The 16,175-nt window shown below is 72.8% G+C and carries 13 protein-coding genes; 4 read left to right on the top strand and 9 right to left on the bottom strand.

The annotated features are described in order from the left end of the window. The first annotated feature begins 226 nt into the window (after nucleotides 1-226). The 4 genes from ACFY9V_RS04110 to ACFY9V_RS04095 all read left to right on the top strand — a co-directional run bounded on the left by ACFY9V_RS04110 (nucleotide 227) and on the right by ACFY9V_RS04095 (nucleotide 5,371). Nucleotides 227-1,063: a sensor domain-containing protein gene (locus tag ACFY9V_RS04110; protein WP_391159291.1), complete on the top strand. Its 837-nt coding sequence runs from the start codon at nucleotides 227-229 to the stop codon at nucleotides 1,061-1,063. Between the two features lie 205 nt (nucleotides 1,064-1,268). Then, nucleotides 1,269-2,594, top strand: coding sequence for a protein kinase (locus tag ACFY9V_RS04105; protein WP_391159585.1), 1,326 nt, complete (start codon nucleotides 1,269-1,271; stop codon nucleotides 2,592-2,594). A 396-nt stretch (nucleotides 2,595-2,990) separates the two neighbouring features. Then, nucleotides 2,991-3,470, top strand: a complete 480-nt coding sequence (locus ACFY9V_RS04100; protein WP_391159583.1) for a universal stress protein — start codon at nucleotides 2,991-2,993, stop codon at nucleotides 3,468-3,470. A gap of 98 nt (nucleotides 3,471-3,568) precedes the next feature. Next, entirely contained in the window at nucleotides 3,569-5,371 is a 1,803-nt protein-coding gene (locus ACFY9V_RS04095) for a prolyl oligopeptidase family serine peptidase (RefSeq protein WP_391159290.1), read from the top strand. Nucleotides 5,372-5,656: 285 nt separating this feature from the next. Here ACFY9V_RS04095 and ACFY9V_RS04090 read toward each other — a convergent pair whose 3' ends face one another. The 9 genes from ACFY9V_RS04090 to ACFY9V_RS04050 all read right to left on the bottom strand — a co-directional run bounded on the left by ACFY9V_RS04090 (nucleotide 5,657) and on the right by ACFY9V_RS04050 (nucleotide 16,158). Beyond that, nucleotides 5,657-6,562, bottom strand: a complete 906-nt coding sequence (locus tag ACFY9V_RS04090) for an SURF1 family cytochrome oxidase biogenesis protein (protein ID WP_391159287.1) — start codon at nucleotides 6,560-6,562, stop codon at nucleotides 5,657-5,659. A gap of 207 nt (nucleotides 6,563-6,769) precedes the next feature. Beyond that, nucleotides 6,770-8,173 carry a hypothetical protein gene (locus ACFY9V_RS04085; RefSeq protein ID WP_391159286.1) on the bottom strand — a complete coding sequence of 468 codons (1,404 nt, stop codon included), beginning with the start codon at nucleotides 8,171-8,173 and terminating at the stop codon, nucleotides 6,770-6,772. After that, the gene (locus ACFY9V_RS04080; protein ID WP_355336423.1) at nucleotides 8,170-8,799 is read right to left on the bottom strand and encodes a SigE family RNA polymerase sigma factor; all 630 of its coding nucleotides are present in this window, start codon (nucleotides 8,797-8,799) and stop codon (nucleotides 8,170-8,172) included. The genes ACFY9V_RS04085 and ACFY9V_RS04080 overlap by 4 nt, the downstream gene beginning before the upstream one ends. A 364-nt stretch (nucleotides 8,800-9,163) precedes the next feature. Beyond that, nucleotides 9,164-10,225, bottom strand: a complete 1,062-nt coding sequence (locus ACFY9V_RS04075; RefSeq protein WP_355335950.1) for an aspartate-semialdehyde dehydrogenase — start codon at nucleotides 10,223-10,225, stop codon at nucleotides 9,164-9,166. Beyond that, nucleotides 10,222-11,544 (bottom strand): aspartate kinase, encoded by a 1,323-nt coding sequence (locus tag ACFY9V_RS04070; RefSeq protein ID WP_355335948.1) that lies wholly within the window; start codon nucleotides 11,542-11,544, stop codon nucleotides 10,222-10,224. The genes ACFY9V_RS04075 and ACFY9V_RS04070 overlap by 4 nt, the downstream gene beginning before the upstream one ends. A 172-nt stretch (nucleotides 11,545-11,716) precedes the next feature. Further along, nucleotides 11,717-12,382, bottom strand: a complete 666-nt coding sequence (locus ACFY9V_RS04065; protein ID WP_355336422.1) for a DUF5063 domain-containing protein — start codon at nucleotides 12,380-12,382, stop codon at nucleotides 11,717-11,719. A 115-nt stretch (nucleotides 12,383-12,497) separates the two neighbouring features. After that, a complete protein-coding gene (recR, locus tag ACFY9V_RS04060) occupies nucleotides 12,498-13,097 on the bottom strand; it encodes a recombination mediator RecR (RefSeq protein WP_355335946.1) in 600 nt (199 codons plus the stop codon). Between the two features lie 55 nt (nucleotides 13,098-13,152). After that, nucleotides 13,153-13,485 carry a YbaB/EbfC family nucleoid-associated protein gene (locus ACFY9V_RS04055; RefSeq protein ID WP_391042507.1) on the bottom strand — a complete coding sequence of 111 codons (333 nt, stop codon included), beginning with the start codon at nucleotides 13,483-13,485 and terminating at the stop codon, nucleotides 13,153-13,155. Between the two features lie 300 nt (nucleotides 13,486-13,785). Continuing rightward, nucleotides 13,786-16,158, bottom strand: coding sequence for a DNA polymerase III subunit gamma and tau (locus ACFY9V_RS04050; protein ID WP_391159284.1), 2,373 nt, complete (start codon nucleotides 16,156-16,158; stop codon nucleotides 13,786-13,788). Nucleotides 16,159-16,175: the final 17 nt, after the last annotated feature.

Raw genomic sequence — 16,175 nt, 5'->3', positions numbered from 1 at the left:
GCCGCGGGGTCTGACAGGTCGGCGGGGTCTGAGAGGCCGGATGGGCCGGACGGGCCGGATTCGGGCGGGACGTCTCCTGTTTCGCGCACCGTTCAAGAATGGCAGGGGGTGGGGCTGGCCCCACCTCCGACCGGCCGGGCTGCCGGATGCCGCGAGAGGGGTGCCGAGCGGGATCGTCTAGGCATCAGGACGGAACGGTCCCCACCGCGATGATTCGAGGCCAGCGATGACCGCCAGCACATTCCCCCACGCCACTCAGAGCGCCGCCGCTCAGGCGTCCGCCACTCAGGCGTCCACCGCGCAGCCGCACTCCTCTCCTCCCGCCGCCGCGTCGCAGGCCCGGTCCGGCCTGCTGTCGGCTCCGGACGCCGGGCATCCCGCGTACGGTTCGCCCGCGAAGGGTCCAGGACCCGGCCGCGTCCCGCCCGGCTTCTGGCGCGCGCCCTTCTCCGCCGTCACCTTCCGCGAGGTCGGTTACGCGCTCACGTCGCTGCCGATCGCCATCGCCGGATTCGTCTTCGCCGTCACGATGTTCGCCGTCGGCACCAGCCTCGTCCTCACCGCGATCGGGGTGCCCGTCCTGGCCGCGATGCTGACCGGGGCCCGCGCGCTCGGCGGCGCCGAACGCGCCCGCGCCAGGAGCCGGCTCTCCCTCCGCGTCGGCGAGCCCGCCCCCGTACCCGCGCCCCGTACCCCCGGCCGCTGGGCCGCCATGACCGCCAGGCTCCGCGACGCCTCGGCCTGGAAGGCCCTCCTCTTCCAGGTCCTCATGTTCCCCTGGCGCGTCGCGAGTTTCGTCCTCACCCTGACCTTCCTCGTCACCGGCTGGACCGTCGCCTTCTACCCCGCCTACGCCTGGGTCTTCCCCCGTTACGTCGACTGGCCCGGTTACCGCCTCTTCGAGTACACCTCCGGCGGCGTCCACCACGCCTACTACCTCTCCTCCCCCCTCCAGATCGCCGGCGCCTCCCTCCTCGGCCTCCTCCTCGTCTTCCTCACCCCGCCCCTCGTCCGCGCCCTCACCACCGTCGACCGCGCCGCAATCCGCTCCCTGCTGTCGTAGGGCGGGGCCCGCGCCCGCGCGAAATGAGGGACCGCACCCCGCAGAGGGGCCGTCATACTGGGCGCCTGGCCAGACGGGGGACGCGAGGAGGCGGCTGGGCGTGCAAGGCCCGAACGACACGAGCGGCACGAGCGATACGAACGGCGCGAGCGCCTCGAACGGCTCCAACGGCACAGCGACAGGCGCCGACGCGAAAGCGACCCGCATCGGAAGCTACGTCGTCGTTCGCAAGCTCGGCGAAGGCGGAATGGGCCTGGTCTACCTGGCCCGTTCGCGGGGAGGCCGCCACGTGGCGGTAAAGGTGGCGCGGCCGGAACTGGCCGCGGACCCGTCCTTCAGGGAGCGCTTCCGCGCCGAGGTCGCCGCGGCGCGCATGGTGGGAGGTTTCCACACGGCGCCGGTGGTGGACGCGGACCCGGACGCGGAGGCCCCGTGGCTGGCGACGGCGTACGTGCAAGGTCCGACGCTCGGCCAACTGCTCGCCGCGCGGGGCCCGATGGGCGAAGTACAGCTCAAGGCGCTGGGCGCCGCGCTCGCCGAGGCGCTGGAGGCGATCCACCGCTGCGGTCTGGTGCATCGCGATCTCAAACCAGGCAACATCATCATGGCCGAAGACGGCCCGCGCGTACTGGACTTCGGCATCTCACGCGCCGTCGAGAACACCCGGATCACCACCACGGGCACCTCCTTCGGCACCCCCGGCTTCCTCGCCCCCGAGCAGGCCGAGGGCCGTGACGTGGACGGCGCCGCCGACATCTTCGCGCTCGGCGCGGTCCTGGTGGCCGCCGCGGGCGGCAGCGCTTTTGGCGGCGGCACCCCGGTCGCCCTGATGTACCGCTCCGTGCACCACGAGGCCGACGTCTCCGCGGTCCCGGAGGCGATCCGCCCGATGGTCGCGGCCTGCCTCACGAAGGAGCCGTCCCACCGCCCGAGCACGGACCAACTCCTCGACTGGTTCGGCGATTCGGGTACGGCCGAGGCGGGTACGGGCGACGCCCCGCACCGCACCGGGGACGCGGCCCCCCGTACCTCGGACCCGCGGACTCCCGTACCCACGCCTCATCCGGCCGCCGCCAACCCGTACGCCTCAGGGGTCGTTCCGCCGCCTCCCTCGTACGCGCCCAGCGTCCCCGGGCCGTCGATCCCGGCGTCGACCTCGCCGTCGACCTCGCCGTCGACCTCGCTGGCCACGGCCTACCCGGCGCATTCGCCCGCCCCGGTCCCGGGCGTCCCGGCCTGGTCGCCAGAGGACGACGTCCCCGAATTCCTGGCGATGGACCGGAAGAACGCACTACTTGCGGACGATTACGGCATCTCCCTCGGCGAGAACGGCCAGACCGTCGACCTCCCCTGGCCGATGATCCGTTTCGCCGAGTGCGTCGTGGAGGACCACGAATCCGTCTTCCGGATGGCCGTCGTCCTGACGAACGGCACCATCCGCACCGGCCGCGTGTCCAGCCGCAGCCTGGCCGAACTGACCGAGTGGGCCATGCGGTTCACCCTGGTGCGCGACCGCTACCTGCGCCAGTAGCCGTTTCCCACGGCCGCAGCGGTGAGTCGCGCGGGCGCCAACTCCGTATCCAGCGAAGGCGCGAAGGCCCCGCACCTCCGCTTCCACGACGGCTCGGAGCCGCGCGCGCCGCCCCGGCCCGGAAGCCGGACGCGTATCCGACGCGGACCGGCGACCGCCCGAAATGCCCCGCCACGCACCGCTTGTCACGCACGCTTGGCGTGTGGGCCGACCGTTTCCGGGGTCGGACGGGCAAGCGAGGCGAGGGAGACGGCCATGGGCGAGGCGGCGCGGGACACGGGGACGGGCACGGCAGCGGGCGCGGGTACGGGCTCCGGCACGGGCTCGGGCTCCGCCGAAGGCTCGGGCACAGGATCAGGCGCCGATTCCGGCACGGGCTCCGGCGAGGGCTCCGGTATCGGCTCCGGTACGGGCACGGCCGCAGGCAGGATCGTCGTCGGGGTCGACGGCTCGGAACCGTCGCTCAAGGCGCTGCGCTGGGCCGCGCGGCAGGCGGCCCTGACCGGCGCCGCGCTGGAAGCGGTCATCGCGTGGGAGATGCCGTCGGCGTACGGCTGGGCCGGGCTGCCGGGGCTGCCCGACGACGTCGATCTGGAGGCCAACGCGGACCAGATCCTGGCGCGGGCCGTCGAGGCGGCCCTCACGCCCGAACAGGCAGCGACCGTCACCCGCCGTACCGTGCTCGGCAACCCGGCCCAGGCCATCCTCGACAGCGGCGAGGGCGCCGACCTGATCGTGGTGGGCGTGCGCGGCCACGGTACCTTCCGCTCCACCCTCCTCGGCTCGGTCAGCCACACGGTCACCGTGCACGCCTCGTGCCCCGTCGTGGTCGTACGCGGCACGGCGGGCACGGCCCCCGCGGGCGGCGCGTCGTAACGGCGGGGCGATGATCCGCGGCGGCCGGGGCACGGAGTTATCCACAGGCTGTGAAGAGTGGGTGCCCGAATGTGGTCGGGGCGGAGCATCATGGGGGCATGAACGAGGTCACCGGATCCCCGGCGGGGTCCATGCCGGAGTGGGAGAAGCGCTTTCGGGCGCCGCGGGTCGGGCTGCCCGAGTGGGCCGAGGACGCCCCGGACCGCAGCCTGTTCGTGTCGAACGTGACGGGGACGTACGAGCTGTACGCCTGGGACCGGACGACGGGCGGGCGACGGCAGGTCACCGACCGGCCGAACGGAACGACGGACGGCACGCTGAGCCGGGACGGCGCGTGGGTGTGGTGGTTCTCGGACACGGACGGGGACGAGTTCGGGATATGGATGCGGCAGCCCTTCGCGGGCGGTGAGGACGTACCGGCGGCGCCCGGTCTGGAGGCGTCCTACCCGGCCGGTCTCGCGCTGGGCCCCGGCGGCCTGGCCGTGGTCGGGCGGTCCACCGACGACGAGGGCACGTCGGTGTACGTGGTGCGGCCGGACAGCGAGCCGGTCGAGGTCTACCGGCACGCGGAGTCGGCGAGCGTCGGCGACCTCTCGGAGGACGGCACGCTGGTCGTGATCGAGCACACCGAGCACGGCGACGCGATGCACAGCGCGCTGCGGGTGCTGTCGGTCGCGGACGGCTCGACGGTCGCGGAGCTGGACGACACCGACGGCGGCCGGGCCGAGCTGGGCCTGGACTGCCTGGGATTCGCCCCCGTCGTCGGCGACACCCGCCTCCTGGTCGGACACCAGCGGTCCGGCCGCTGGCTGCCGATGATCTGGGACACCGCGACCGGCGTGGAGACGCGGCTGGCCATAGACCTGCCCGGCGACGTGCACGCCGAGTGGTATCCGGACGGCTCGGCGCTGCTGGTCGTCCACGACTACCAGGCGCGCGGCGAGATGTTCCGGTACGACCTGGCGGCCGGCACCCTGGCGCGGCTCGACACCCCGCCGGGTTCGGTCAGCGGCGCCACCGCCCGGCCCGACGGGACGGTGGAGTACCTGTGGTCGTCGGCGCAGCGCCCGCCCGCGGTGCGGTCCACGACCGGCGCCGTCGTGCTGGAGGCGCCGGGGCTGCGGGCGCCGGAGTCGGTGCCGGTGGAGGACGCGTGGGTGGAGGGTCCCGGCGGCCGGATCCACGCGCTGGTCCAGAAGCCGGTCGGCGAGGGGCCGTTCCCGACCGTGTTCGAGATCCACGGCGGTCCCACCTGGCACGACTCGGACTCCTTCGCGGCGGGTCCCGCGGCCTGGGTCGACCACGGCTTCGCGGTGGTCCGGGTCAACTACCGCGGTTCGACCGGCTACGGCCGGGAGTGGACGGACGCGCTCAAGCACCGCGTCGGCCTGATCGAGCTGGAGGACATCGCGGCGGTCCGCGAGTGGGCCGTGTCCTCGGGCCTCGCCGACCCGCGGCGGCTGGTCCTGTCCGGCGGCTCCTGGGGCGGCTATCTGACCCTGCTGGGCCTCGGCACCCAGCCGGAGGCGTGGACGGTGGGCATAGCGGCGGTCCCGGTCGCCGACTACGTGGCCGCGTACGCCGACGAGATGGAGGCCCTCAAGTCGCTGGACCGCACCTTCTTCGGCGGCTCCCCCGAGGAGGTCCCCGCCCGCTTCGAGGCGTCCTCCCCGCTCACCTACGTCGAGCGGGTCGCCGCCCCCGTCTACATCAGCGCGGGCATGAACGACCCGCGCTGCCCGATACGCCAGATCGACAACTACGTCGAGCGGCTGCGGGAGCTGGACAAGCCGCACGAGGTGTACCGGTACGACGCGGGGCACGGTTCGCTGGTCGTGGAGGAGCGGATCAAACAGGTCCGTCTGGAACTGGCCTTCGCGCTGAAGCACGCGGGCGGGTAGGCGGTGGGGCGGTAGGGGGCCGGTGGCCGACCGGGGTTGGACCAGCGCGGGTCCGCCCCCGGGCCAGCCCCGGGCCTCCGGCCAAGCGGCCGGGCGGGCGGATGCGCGTACGGCCGGACAGCTGGACGTGCGCCTCGGCGTACGAAAGGCGTCCGGACAGTCAGCCGGGCCAGCGCACGGCTGGACGTGCGGCCAGGGTGCGCCTCGGCGTACGGCTCCAGGCGTCGGCGGACACAGACGCGCTGACCACAGCGTCCGCCCGGTCCGCGCCGGAGGCGTCCGGCCCTAGGCGTCGGCGGACGCAGACGCGCTGGCCACAGCGTCTGCCCGGCCCGCGCCGGAGGCGTCCGGCCCTGATTCCGCCTTCGGCCCGGACCCCGGCTCGTCGTCACCGTCGTCGGGAACGAGACCCAGCGCGGCGTCGGCGCGTGTCTCGGCCTCGCGGCGGGCCAGTCGGAACCACATGAAGACGACGAAGCCGGCGAAGACGAACCACTCACCGGTGTAGCCGAGGTTCTGGAACGCCTTGATGTCCAGGCCGCTGTTGGGGGCCGCCGCCGGGGGCACCGCCTTCAGCGGCGCGGCGGGGTCGCTCGCGGTGATCCAGCCGCTGTAGACGGGGTACGGCAGCACATTGACCAGCGAGGCGGCGCTGATCATGCCGAGCTGTCCGGAGGGCAGCGCGCCGTTGGACTGCACGCCGTCGGTGCCGGTGCTCTCCGGGTACTGGAGCGCGCCGGTCACAGTGACCTCGCCGGTCGGCGCGGCCGGTACGGCACCGGTACGCGCGGCGGCGGAGGCGTCGCCCGGCAGCCAGCCGCGGACGACGGGCAGGGCGGCGCCGTCCGCGCCGACCCGCAGGGGGGTCAGTACGTAGTAGCCGTCGTGGCCGTCGAGGGTGCGGCCCGGGACCAGGAGCTGATGGGAGGAGTCGTAGCGGCCGGTCGCGCTGACCGAACGACCCGAGGCGCCGTCGGGCACCTGGGTGCGCGGCTGCGGCAGCAGTGTCGCCAACGGCACCGCCGCCTCGGCGACGGCCTTGCCCTGGGCGTGCTCGGCGCTCTTGTGGGAGTCGACCCGCAGCTCGAACCGGCTCAACTGCCAACTGCCCATGAAGACGCAGAACGGCACGGCGAGCAGCGACAGCACGCTGACCGCCAGCCAGCGCGGGGTGAGCAGGAACCGGTACACACCACAACGGTACGGGGGGCTGTTCGCGGCCCCGCAACCGGGGACCCGCACCGGCCCGGAGCCGACGCAGGGCGCGCGGCCAGGCGCAGGGCTCGGCCCCCGGTGACCAGGAGCGCCGGTCCTGGTCCCGCGAGGTGCGGGGAGGGGGTCAGGGAGAGTTCCCCGAAGTCGCCGCAGTACCCGCAATACCCGCAGTGCCCGAAGGCCCTACGAGCCGGAGCCGGTCGCTCCCGAGTCGGTTCCGGTGCCGCCGCTCGTCCCCGTACCGGGGGTGGTGTTGCCGCTGGTGGTGCCGGGGAGCGCGGCCGTCGTGTAGAGGGTGCCCGCGCAGGCGTTCTGGATGACGGGGCCGTCGACGACGGGGGCGCCCGCGGCCGGGGTGTGGTTGAGGGCGACGCTGCCGGGGGGCGGGCTGGTCGGCGGGTCACCGCTGCCCAGCTGGGTGGAGGCGCCGTTGCTGCCGCTGCCACTGCCCGTGCCGGTGCCCGGGTCGGAGCCGGTGGGGCCGCCGGTGCTCGCGGGGTCGCTCGACGTCGGCGTGGGCGTCGGGGTGGTCGGCGGCGTGGTGGGCGTCGTGGGGCAACCGCCGGTGCCGTTGCCCGCGGGGATCCACGCGAACTGCACCTCGTAGGTGTCGCCCGGTGCGAGCACCACGGGTCCGTCGACGCCGGAGGGCAGCCTGCTCGCCGGGTCGCCCGGGGTGTGGCCGACGACCTGGATACGGGAGGGGTCGGCCGAGCCCTCGGCGAGGACCTGCACCTGCCCGCTGCCGGGGACCGTACAGGGGACGCCGGAGACGTTGGCGACGCGGAACCAGCCGTAGACGCGGCCGGAGGAGTCCGGGGAGTCGGCGGAGCTGGTGCCCTGGCCGAGCTGGACGCTGGAGCAGTCGGGCGCGGAGACCGCCGCCGAGTCCGAGGGGGTGGTGGTGGCGGGCGGCGGATCGTCGGTGGGGCTCTTCGTCGAGGTGCCCGCGCCGCCGGTGCCGGTGGCCGCCTGGCCCGAGGAGGGGCCGCCCGCCCAGTAGTTGGTGTGGCCGTCCTGGCCGGGGGCGGAGGCGTGGGTGCTGGAGACGTTCGCCGGGAGGGCGTTGGTGCTGCTGGAGGTGTCGGCGGCGTGGATCAGCGCGGGCACCGCCATGCCGGCCAGGACCACGGCCGCGGCGGCACCGGCCAGCGCCTGCCGACGGTGCTGCCTGCGGGCCGGGACCGCGCGCCGCAGGTGGTCGAGCGCCTCGGGGGACGCCTCTATGCCCTGGACGGCGTTGTGCAGCAGCGCCCGCAGCGCCGCCTCCTCCGGGGTGTGCTCGACGCCGTCGGCACTGTCGAGGTCGAGTTCGAGACTGGCGAAGTCGAAGCCGCCGTCGAGGCCGAAGAGGCCGTCGGTACCGGAGCCGTAGCCGGACGCACTGTCGGAGCCCGAGGCGGAAGTGCGGTCGGAGCCGGAGCCCGAGGCGGAAGCGCCGTCCGAGCCCGAGGCGTCAGCGGCGTCGGGGGAGCCGAAGCCCAGGTCGCGGCCCCGGCCCTCGCCGTGGTCCGCGCCCTTGCCCTGGTCCTGATCCTGGTTCTTGTTCTGGTCTTCCATACCGTGCGCGTCGTCGGGGGTGGTCATGCCGTCGCCTCCATCGCGACGCGCAGCGCCGCGATGCCTCGCGAACCGTACGCCTTCACCGAGCCCAGGGAGATACCCAGGGTCTCGGCGACCTGCGCCTCGGTCATGTCGGCGAAGTATCGCAGCACCAGCACCTCGCGCTGCCTGCGCTGAAGCGTACGCATCGCGGCCTTGAGCTGGTCGCGCTCCAGGATCTCGTACGCGCCCTCCTCCGCGCTCGCCATGTCGGGCATCGGCTTGGAGAGCAGCTTCAGGCCCAGGATGCGGCGGCGCAGGGCGGAGCGGGAGAGGTTGACGACCGTCTGGCGCAGATAGGCCAGGGTCTTCTCCGGCTCGCGGACCCGGCTGCGGGCGGAGTGCACCCGGATGAACGCCTCCTGGACCACGTCCTCGCAGGAGGCCGTGTCGTCCAGCAGCAGCGCGGCGAGGCCGAGCAGTGAACGGTAGTGCGCGCGGTAGGTCTCGGTGAGGTGGTCGACCGTGGTGCCTACTGCCATCGCCGAGTCAGAGTCCTCGCCTTCCGCGGCCGTGACCCGCACGACCGGCCAGGGCGCGATCACCGGGATGCCACCGGAGAGCGCACCGGACGCCGACGTGCGTGGACGCGGCAGCCGGGGCGGCGTGATCGTCCCGTGCCGTCCGAATGCCGTCTCGATACCCAGTGCCTCCGCCACGACTGTTGGACACGCATCCCCCCCTCAGGGTTGTACGCGCAAGACACGCCGCTCGACGGAGCGTCAAATATCCCCATGCGTACCAGCTCTTCCTCAACGCCCTGTTTGCACCGACGCTTCCCCCCGGACCACGCTCGGTGTGCAGCACCTTAGGGACCAGACCATAGGGCAGTGCGCTGACACAAAGACGCTCCCCCGAGCGAGTCGGTTCCCGCGGGGGAATGCAAAGTCTCCAACGTTCGGGTACGTGAGTTCAAGTGGTCCAGACCAGCAACTTCGTCCCCGGGCACATTGCCGAGGACGCGCCCGAGCGGCCTCAGACGGCGATGTCCGCCGCCACCACCTCGGCGATCTGGACGGCGTTCAGCGCCGCGCCCTTGCGCAGATTGTCGCCGCAGACGAACAGTTCGAGGGCGCACGGGTCGTCGAGCGAGCGCCGTACGCGCCCCACCCACGTGGGATCGGTGCCGACCGCGTCCGCGGGCGTCGGGAACTCACCCTGCCCCGGGTCGTCGGAGACCACGACACCCGGCGCGTTCCGCAGGATCTCGTGCGCCCGCGCGACCGTCACCTCGTTCTCGAAGCGCGCGTGCACCGACAGCGAGTGGGTCGTGATCACCGGGACCCGTACGCAGGTCGCCGTGGCCCGCAGACGGGGCAGCCCGAGGATCTTGCGCGACTCGTTGCGTACCTTCATCTCCTCCGACGACCAGCCGTCGTCGCCCGCGAGCGAGCCCGCCCACGGCACCACATTGAGCGCCAGCGGCGCCGCGAACGGCCCGAAGTCGCCCACCGTGCGGCGCAGATCGCCCGCCTGCGTGCCCGCGTCCGTCCCCGCGACCTTCGTCATCTGGTCGCGCAGCGCCGCGATCCCGGCCTGCCCGGCGCCCGAGGCCGCCTGGTACGACGAGACGATCAGCTCGGTCAGCCCGAACTCGGCGTGCAGCGCGCCGACCGCCACGATCATCGACAGCGTCGTGCAGTTGGGATTGGCGACGATGCCGCGCGGGCGCATCCGTACCGCGTGCGCGTTGACCTCGGGCACCACCAGCGGCACCTCGTCGTCCATCCGGAAGGCGCCCGAATTGTCCACCACGACCACGCCCTTGGCCGCCGCGATCGGCGCCCACCGCGCGGCCACCTCGTCGGGCACGTCGAAGAGCGCGACATCGATCCCGTCGAAGGCCGCCTCGTCGAGCGCGACGACCTCCGCCTCGGTGCCGCGCACCGGCAGCAGCCGCCCGGCCGAGCGCGCGGACGCGACCAGCCGGATCTCCCCCCACACGTCCTGGCGCGTGCTGAGGAGTTCGCGCACCACCGTGCCGACCGCTCCCGTCGCCCCCACCACGGCGAGCGACGGTCGCGGCGCGGCGCTCATCGCCCGGTCCCTCCGTAGACGACCGCTTCGTCGCTGTCGCTGTCCAGGCCGAACGCCGAGTGCACGGCCTGCACGGCGGGCTTCACGTCGTCGACCCGGGTCACCACCGAGATACGGATCTCGGATGTCGAGATCAGCTCGATGTTGACGCCCGCGTTGGACAGCGCCTCGAAGAAGGTCGCCGTGACACCGGGGTTGGTCTTCATGCCCGCGCCGACCAGCGAGATCTTGCCGATCTGGTCGTCGTAGCGCAGCGAGTCGAAGGCGATGACCGTCTGCGCCTTGGTCAGCGCCGCCATCGCCTTCTGGCCCTCGGCCTTGGGGAGCGTGAAGGAGATGTCGGTGAGCGCGGTGGCCGCGGCCGACACGTTCTGGACGATCATGTCGATGTTGATCTCGGCGTCCGCGATGGCCCGGAAGATCGTCGCCGCCTCGCCCGGCTTGTCCGGCACGCCGACCACCGTGATCTTGGCCTCGGACGTGTCGTGCGAGACGCCGGAGATGATCGCCTGCTCCATCGGACTGTCTCCCTGTGCTGACTCGTACGCGGCACGCGCTTGCTGCGGTCGCGGAAGGTTCGCGGGCCGTTCGCTGCTCACCCAGGTGCCGGGCAGCCCGGAGAACGACGACCGTACGTGGATCGGGATGTTGTAGCGGCGCGCGTACTCCACACACCGGTGCAGCAGCACCTTGGAGCCGGAACTGGCCAGCTCCAGCATGTCCTCGAAGGCGATCCAGTCCATCTTGCGGGCCTTCTTGACCACCCGCGGGTCGGCCGTGAAGACGCCGTCGACGTCCGTGTAGATCTCGCACACCTCGGCGTCCAGCGCCGCCGCCAGCGCCACCGCGGTGGTGTCCGAGCCGCCGCGCCCGAGCGTGGTGATGTCCTTCTTGTCCTGCGAGACGCCCTGGAATCCGGCGACGATCGCGATGTTGCCCTCGTCCAGCGCCGTACGGATACGGCCGGGCGTGACGTCGATGATCCGCGCCTTGTTGTGCACCGAGTCGGTGATCACCCCGGCCTGGCTGCCGGTGAACGACTGCGCCTCGTGCCCGAGGTTCTTGATCGCCATCGCCAGCAGCGCCATCGAGATGCGCTCACCGGCGGTCAGCAGCATGTCGAACTCGCGCCCCGCGGGAATCGGTGACACCTGCTCCGCGAGATCGATCAGCTCGTCCGTCGTGTCGCCCATCGCGGACACCACGACGACCACTTGGTGGCCCGCCTTCTTGGTGTCGACGATCCGTCGGGCGACGCGCTTGATGCCTTCGGCATCGGCGACGGAGGAGCCGCCGTACTTCTGCACGACAAGGCCCACGTGCGCTCCTCGCTCAGGGATTCCCAGGGGGTGCCGGGGGATTTCCAGGGGTTGTTGCGGTCGGCCCAGTTTAACGAGCAGGCACGATCCGCCCCGCACGTATCGCATGGTGAGATACGTCGCCCGAGGCGTGATCAGCCGCAAGTTTTACGGCCGGAGGCGCGGGGGCGTCCTACGTCGCCGGGCGCAGCCCCAGCGTCCCCAGCTCGGCCTCCATGACCTTGCCCGCCTCCTCGGCCAGCTCCTCCTCGTCGTCCCCGTCGCCGCCGGTGTCCAGGCCGTCCAGCTCGTCCAGCGGGCTGTCCAGCCGTACGTGGGCCACGAGCGACTGGAGCGCGCGCAGGCTGGCACTGGCCGTGGAGCCCCAGTTGGACAGGTACGAGAACTGCCACCACCACAGCGCCTCGGAGATCCTCCCGGCCCTGAAGTGCGCGAGGCCGTGTGTGAGATCGGCCACGACATCGGCCATGTCGTCGGAGATACGGCAGGCCACCGGCGTCGACCGCGGCACGTACGGGTCGAAGACCTCGGAGTAGACGTCGATCGGTTCGAGGAGCGCCGCGAGCCGCTGCCGCAGGTCGTCCTCGTCCGGCTCGGGACCGACGTCCGGCTCGTACCGCTCGTCCGGGACGATGTCCTCGTGCGCGCCGAGCCGGCCGCCGGCCAGCAGGAGCTGCGAGACCTCCAGCAGCAGGTACGGGACCGCGCTGTCCGGATCGTCGCCCTTGGCGACCTCGCGGACCGAGAGGATGAAGCTCTCGATCTGGTCCGCGATCTGTACGGCGAACTCGTCCGGTTCCTGCTCCGTGCCCGCCACGTCCTGTGCCCGACCCCGCATCTGGTCCTGCTTCTGCTTCCGGTCCTGCCTCTGGCCCTGCGCCTGAGCCTGCTTCTGGCCCTGCGCCTGAGCCTGCTTCTGGCCCTGGTCCTGGTCCTGCTTCTTCGTCACGGTCTCAGACATCCAGCAACCGCCTCCCTTCGAAGGCCCGCCCCAGCGTGACCTCGTCCGCGTACTCCAAGTCACCGCCCACGGGGAGGCCGCTGGCCAGTCGCGTGACCCGCAGTCCCATGGGCTTCACCATCCGGGCCAGGTACGTCGCTGTCGCCTCGCCCTCCAGATTCGGGTCCGTCGCGAGGATCAGCTCGGTGACGGTGCCGTCCGCGAGACGGCTCAGCAGCTCCCTTATCCGCAGGTCGTCGGGGCCGACGCCCTCGATCGGGCTGATCGCGCCGCCGAGCACGTGGTACTTCCCGCGGAACTCGCGGGTCCGCTCGACCGCCACCACGTCCTTCGGCTCCTCGACCACACAGATCACCGAGGGGTCGCGGCGCGGGTCACGGCAGACCCGGCACTGCTCGTCCTGCGCGACATTGCCGCACACCCCGCAGAACCGCACCTTCGCCTTCACCTCGGACAGCACGTGCGCGAGGCGCCGTACGTCCGCCGGATCGGCCTGAAGGATGTGGAAGGCGATCCGCTGGGCGCTCTTGGGACCCACACCGGGCAGCCTGCCCAGTTCGTCGATCAGGTCCTGGACCACGCCTTCGTACACGCCGACGAGCCTTCCTCACGGTTTCCGCGGTTCTCCGGTGGGGTTTCCGGAGGGGTCAGAACGGGAGGCCGGGCATGCCGCCCAGCCCCTGGGCGAGCGGGCCGAGCTTGGCCTGCTGGATCGCCTGCGCCGCCTCGTTCGCGTTGTGCACCGCGGCGACCACCAGATCGGCGAGCGTCTCGGTGTCGTCGGGGTCGACCGCCTTGGGGTCGATGACCAGGCCGCGCAGCTCACCGGCGCCGGTCACCTTCGCGGTGACCAGGCCGCCGCCCGCGGAGCCCTCGACCTCGGTCTCGGCCAGCTCCTGCTGGGCCGTGGCGAGGTCCTGCTGCATCTTCTGGGCCTGCTGGAGCAGCGCCTGCATGTTCGGCTGACCACCGGGAATCACGGTTTCACTCCTGACTGGCGTCTGCGGTGCGGTGCCACCTTTTTCGTGACAGGGCGAGCCTACGTGTTCGTACGGCCCAGCGCCCTACGCCGTACGGAGGATCGGAACCGGGCGGAGACCACCCGACGGGAGTACAACGCGTCCACCAGCGGTGGGGTGCCCGAATCCGGTGGTGAACTCGGCCGGGGACGGGTCGGGTCGTGGGCCGAGTCCTGGGCCGAGTCCTGGGCCGCGGACGCGGTCGGGCCCCGCGCCGTGCGTTCAGCCGTGCACCCGCGCCGTGCCCTGTGCGCCGCGCCCTCAGTCGTGCGCGATCTCCTCTATGACCGTGGCGCCCAACTCCCGCACGAAGAGGTCGTGGCCGCTGAGCGCGGAGTCGACGAGATCCGGGTCGTCGTCCTCGGGGACGTCGTCCTCCAGCGGAGGCGGCATGTCGTCCATGGGGGGCGGCCCGGACTGGTAGGACGCGGACGGTGCCTGGGACGAGGAGTGGGACTGGTACTGGCCTTGGCCCGGCCCCTGGTCGTGCCCGTATCCCTGTCCCTGGCCCTGGGACGAAGGGGGTCCGGCCTGGAAGTCCGGTCTCGGGGCGCCCTGGGGCCGGTCCTGCCCGGGGCGACCGGCCGACGGCTGCGGCGGGCCCGAGGGGCGGGGCGCGCCACCGCCGCCTCCGTAACCGCCGCCTCCGCCCTGCCCGCCCGCGCTCCCGGCGCCGCCGCCCCCGTTCGGGGCCACGATCGCCTCGATCTTCCACTGCACGCCGAGCGCGTCGCTGATGGCGGCCTTGAGTACGTCCTCGCTGCCGCTGTTCGCGAAGCTGTTGCGGGCGCCGGGGTTGTCGAAGCCGACCTGGAGGGTCTCCCCGTCGAAGCCCGCCACCTGGGCGTTGTTGAACAGCAGCATCCAGGTCAGGCGGCGGCGGTTCTTGACCGCCTCCAGGATGTCCGGCCACATCTGGCGCACCCGGCTGGGGTCGCCGAGCGAGGCGGTCGGGGCGGGGGCCTGCGCCTGGGTCTGGGCCTGCGCCGGTGGGTTCTGCGGCGCGGCGGGCGGGGGCGCCTGAGCCGGGGGCTGCGCCGGGGTCCGGTTCTGCGGCTGGCCGGGCGAGGCGGCGGACGGCCAGGCGCCGGGGCGCTGGGCGGGGGGTGCCTGGGCGGGCGGCACCTGGGCCGGGGGTGTCTGGGCGGGGGGCGGCGGCACGGGCGGTGCGGCGGGCGCGGCGGCCTCGGCGCCGGGTGCCTCGGAGGGTACGTACGCGGGTACGGCGGGGGCCGGGGGCTGGGCCTGCGGTTGGACCTGGTGCGGGGGCGGTGCCGGGGCGGGGGCGTACGCCGTACCGTTCTCGCCCGAGGTACGGCCGCCGCCGAGTGCGGCCCTGGCGGCGGCGGGTCCGACGGCCTGCGGCGCGCCCGCAGCCGTACCCGTGCCCGTACCCGTGCCGCTGGACGGGCCGCCGCCCTGGGCGAAACCGGCGGAGACCCCGGCGGCGACGCCGCGCTCCAGCCGTTCCAGGCGGGCCTGCAACGAGCGCTCGTCCTCGTAGGCGGCGGGCAGCAGCACGCGGGCGCAGATCAGCTCCAGTTGGAGGCGGGGCGAGGTGGCGCCGCGCATCTCCGTCAACCCCGTATTGACCAGGTCGGCGGCGCGGCTCAGCTCGGCGGCGCCCAGCACGGAGGCTTGCGCCTGCATCCGCTCCACCACGTCGCGCGGCGCGTCGATGAGGCCCTTGTCCACGGCGTCCGGGACGGCCGCGATGATCACCAGGTCCCGTAGCCGTTCCAGCAGGTCGGCGACGAAACGGCGCGGGTCGTGCCCGCCCTCGATCACCCGGTCGACGATCTCGAAGACCGCCGCCCCGTCCCCCGCGGCGATCCCGTCCACCACCTCGTCGAGCAGCGCGGCGTCCGTGTAGCCGAGCAGCGCGGTCGCCATGGCGTACGTCACGCCGTCGGCCGCCGCGCCCGCCAGCAACTGGTCCATGACCGACATCGAGTCACGTACCGACCCGGCCCCGGCCCGTACGACCAGCGGATACACCCCGTCCTCCACGGCGATGGCCTCGCGCTCGCACACCTGCGCCAGGTAGTCGCGCAGCGTGCCGGGCGGCACCAGCCGGAACGGATAGTGGTGCGTACGCGACCGGATCGTGCCGATGACCTTCTCCGGCTCGGTGGTCGCGAAGATGAACTTCAGGTGCTCCGGGGGCTCCTCGACCACCTTCAGCAGGGCGTTGAAGCCCTGCGGGCTGACCATGTGGGCCTCGTCGATGATGTAGATCTTGTACCGACTGCTGGCCGGGCTGAAGAACGCCTTCTCCCGCAGATCACGGGCGTCGTCCACACCGCCGTGCGACGCCGCGTCGATCTCGATCACGTCGATCGACCCCGCGCCGCCCCGCGCCAGGTCCACGCACGACTGGCACACCCCGCACGGCGTCGGCGTCGGCCCCTGCTCGCAGTTCAGGCACCGCGCCAGGATCCGCGCGCTCGTCGTCTTCCCGCAGCCTCGCGGCCCGCTGAACAGATACGCGTGATTGACCCGGTTGTTCCGCAGCGCCTGCTGCAACGGGTCAGTGACGTGCTCCTGTCCGATGACCTCGGCGAAGGACTCGGGACGGTAGCGGCGGTACAGAGCAAGGGACACGCCTACGAGGTTATCCGGGCCCACCGACATCCGGCCCCGTCATCCCC

Origin of the sequence: Streptomyces sp. NPDC008317 (genome assembly GCF_042955955.1) — a bacterium.
In the GTDB taxonomy this organism is placed as follows: domain Bacteria; phylum Actinomycetota; class Actinomycetes; order Streptomycetales; family Streptomycetaceae; genus Actinacidiphila.
The sequence above is the reverse complement of the archived record's forward strand: the minus strand, read 5'-3'. Positions and strand labels throughout refer to the sequence as shown.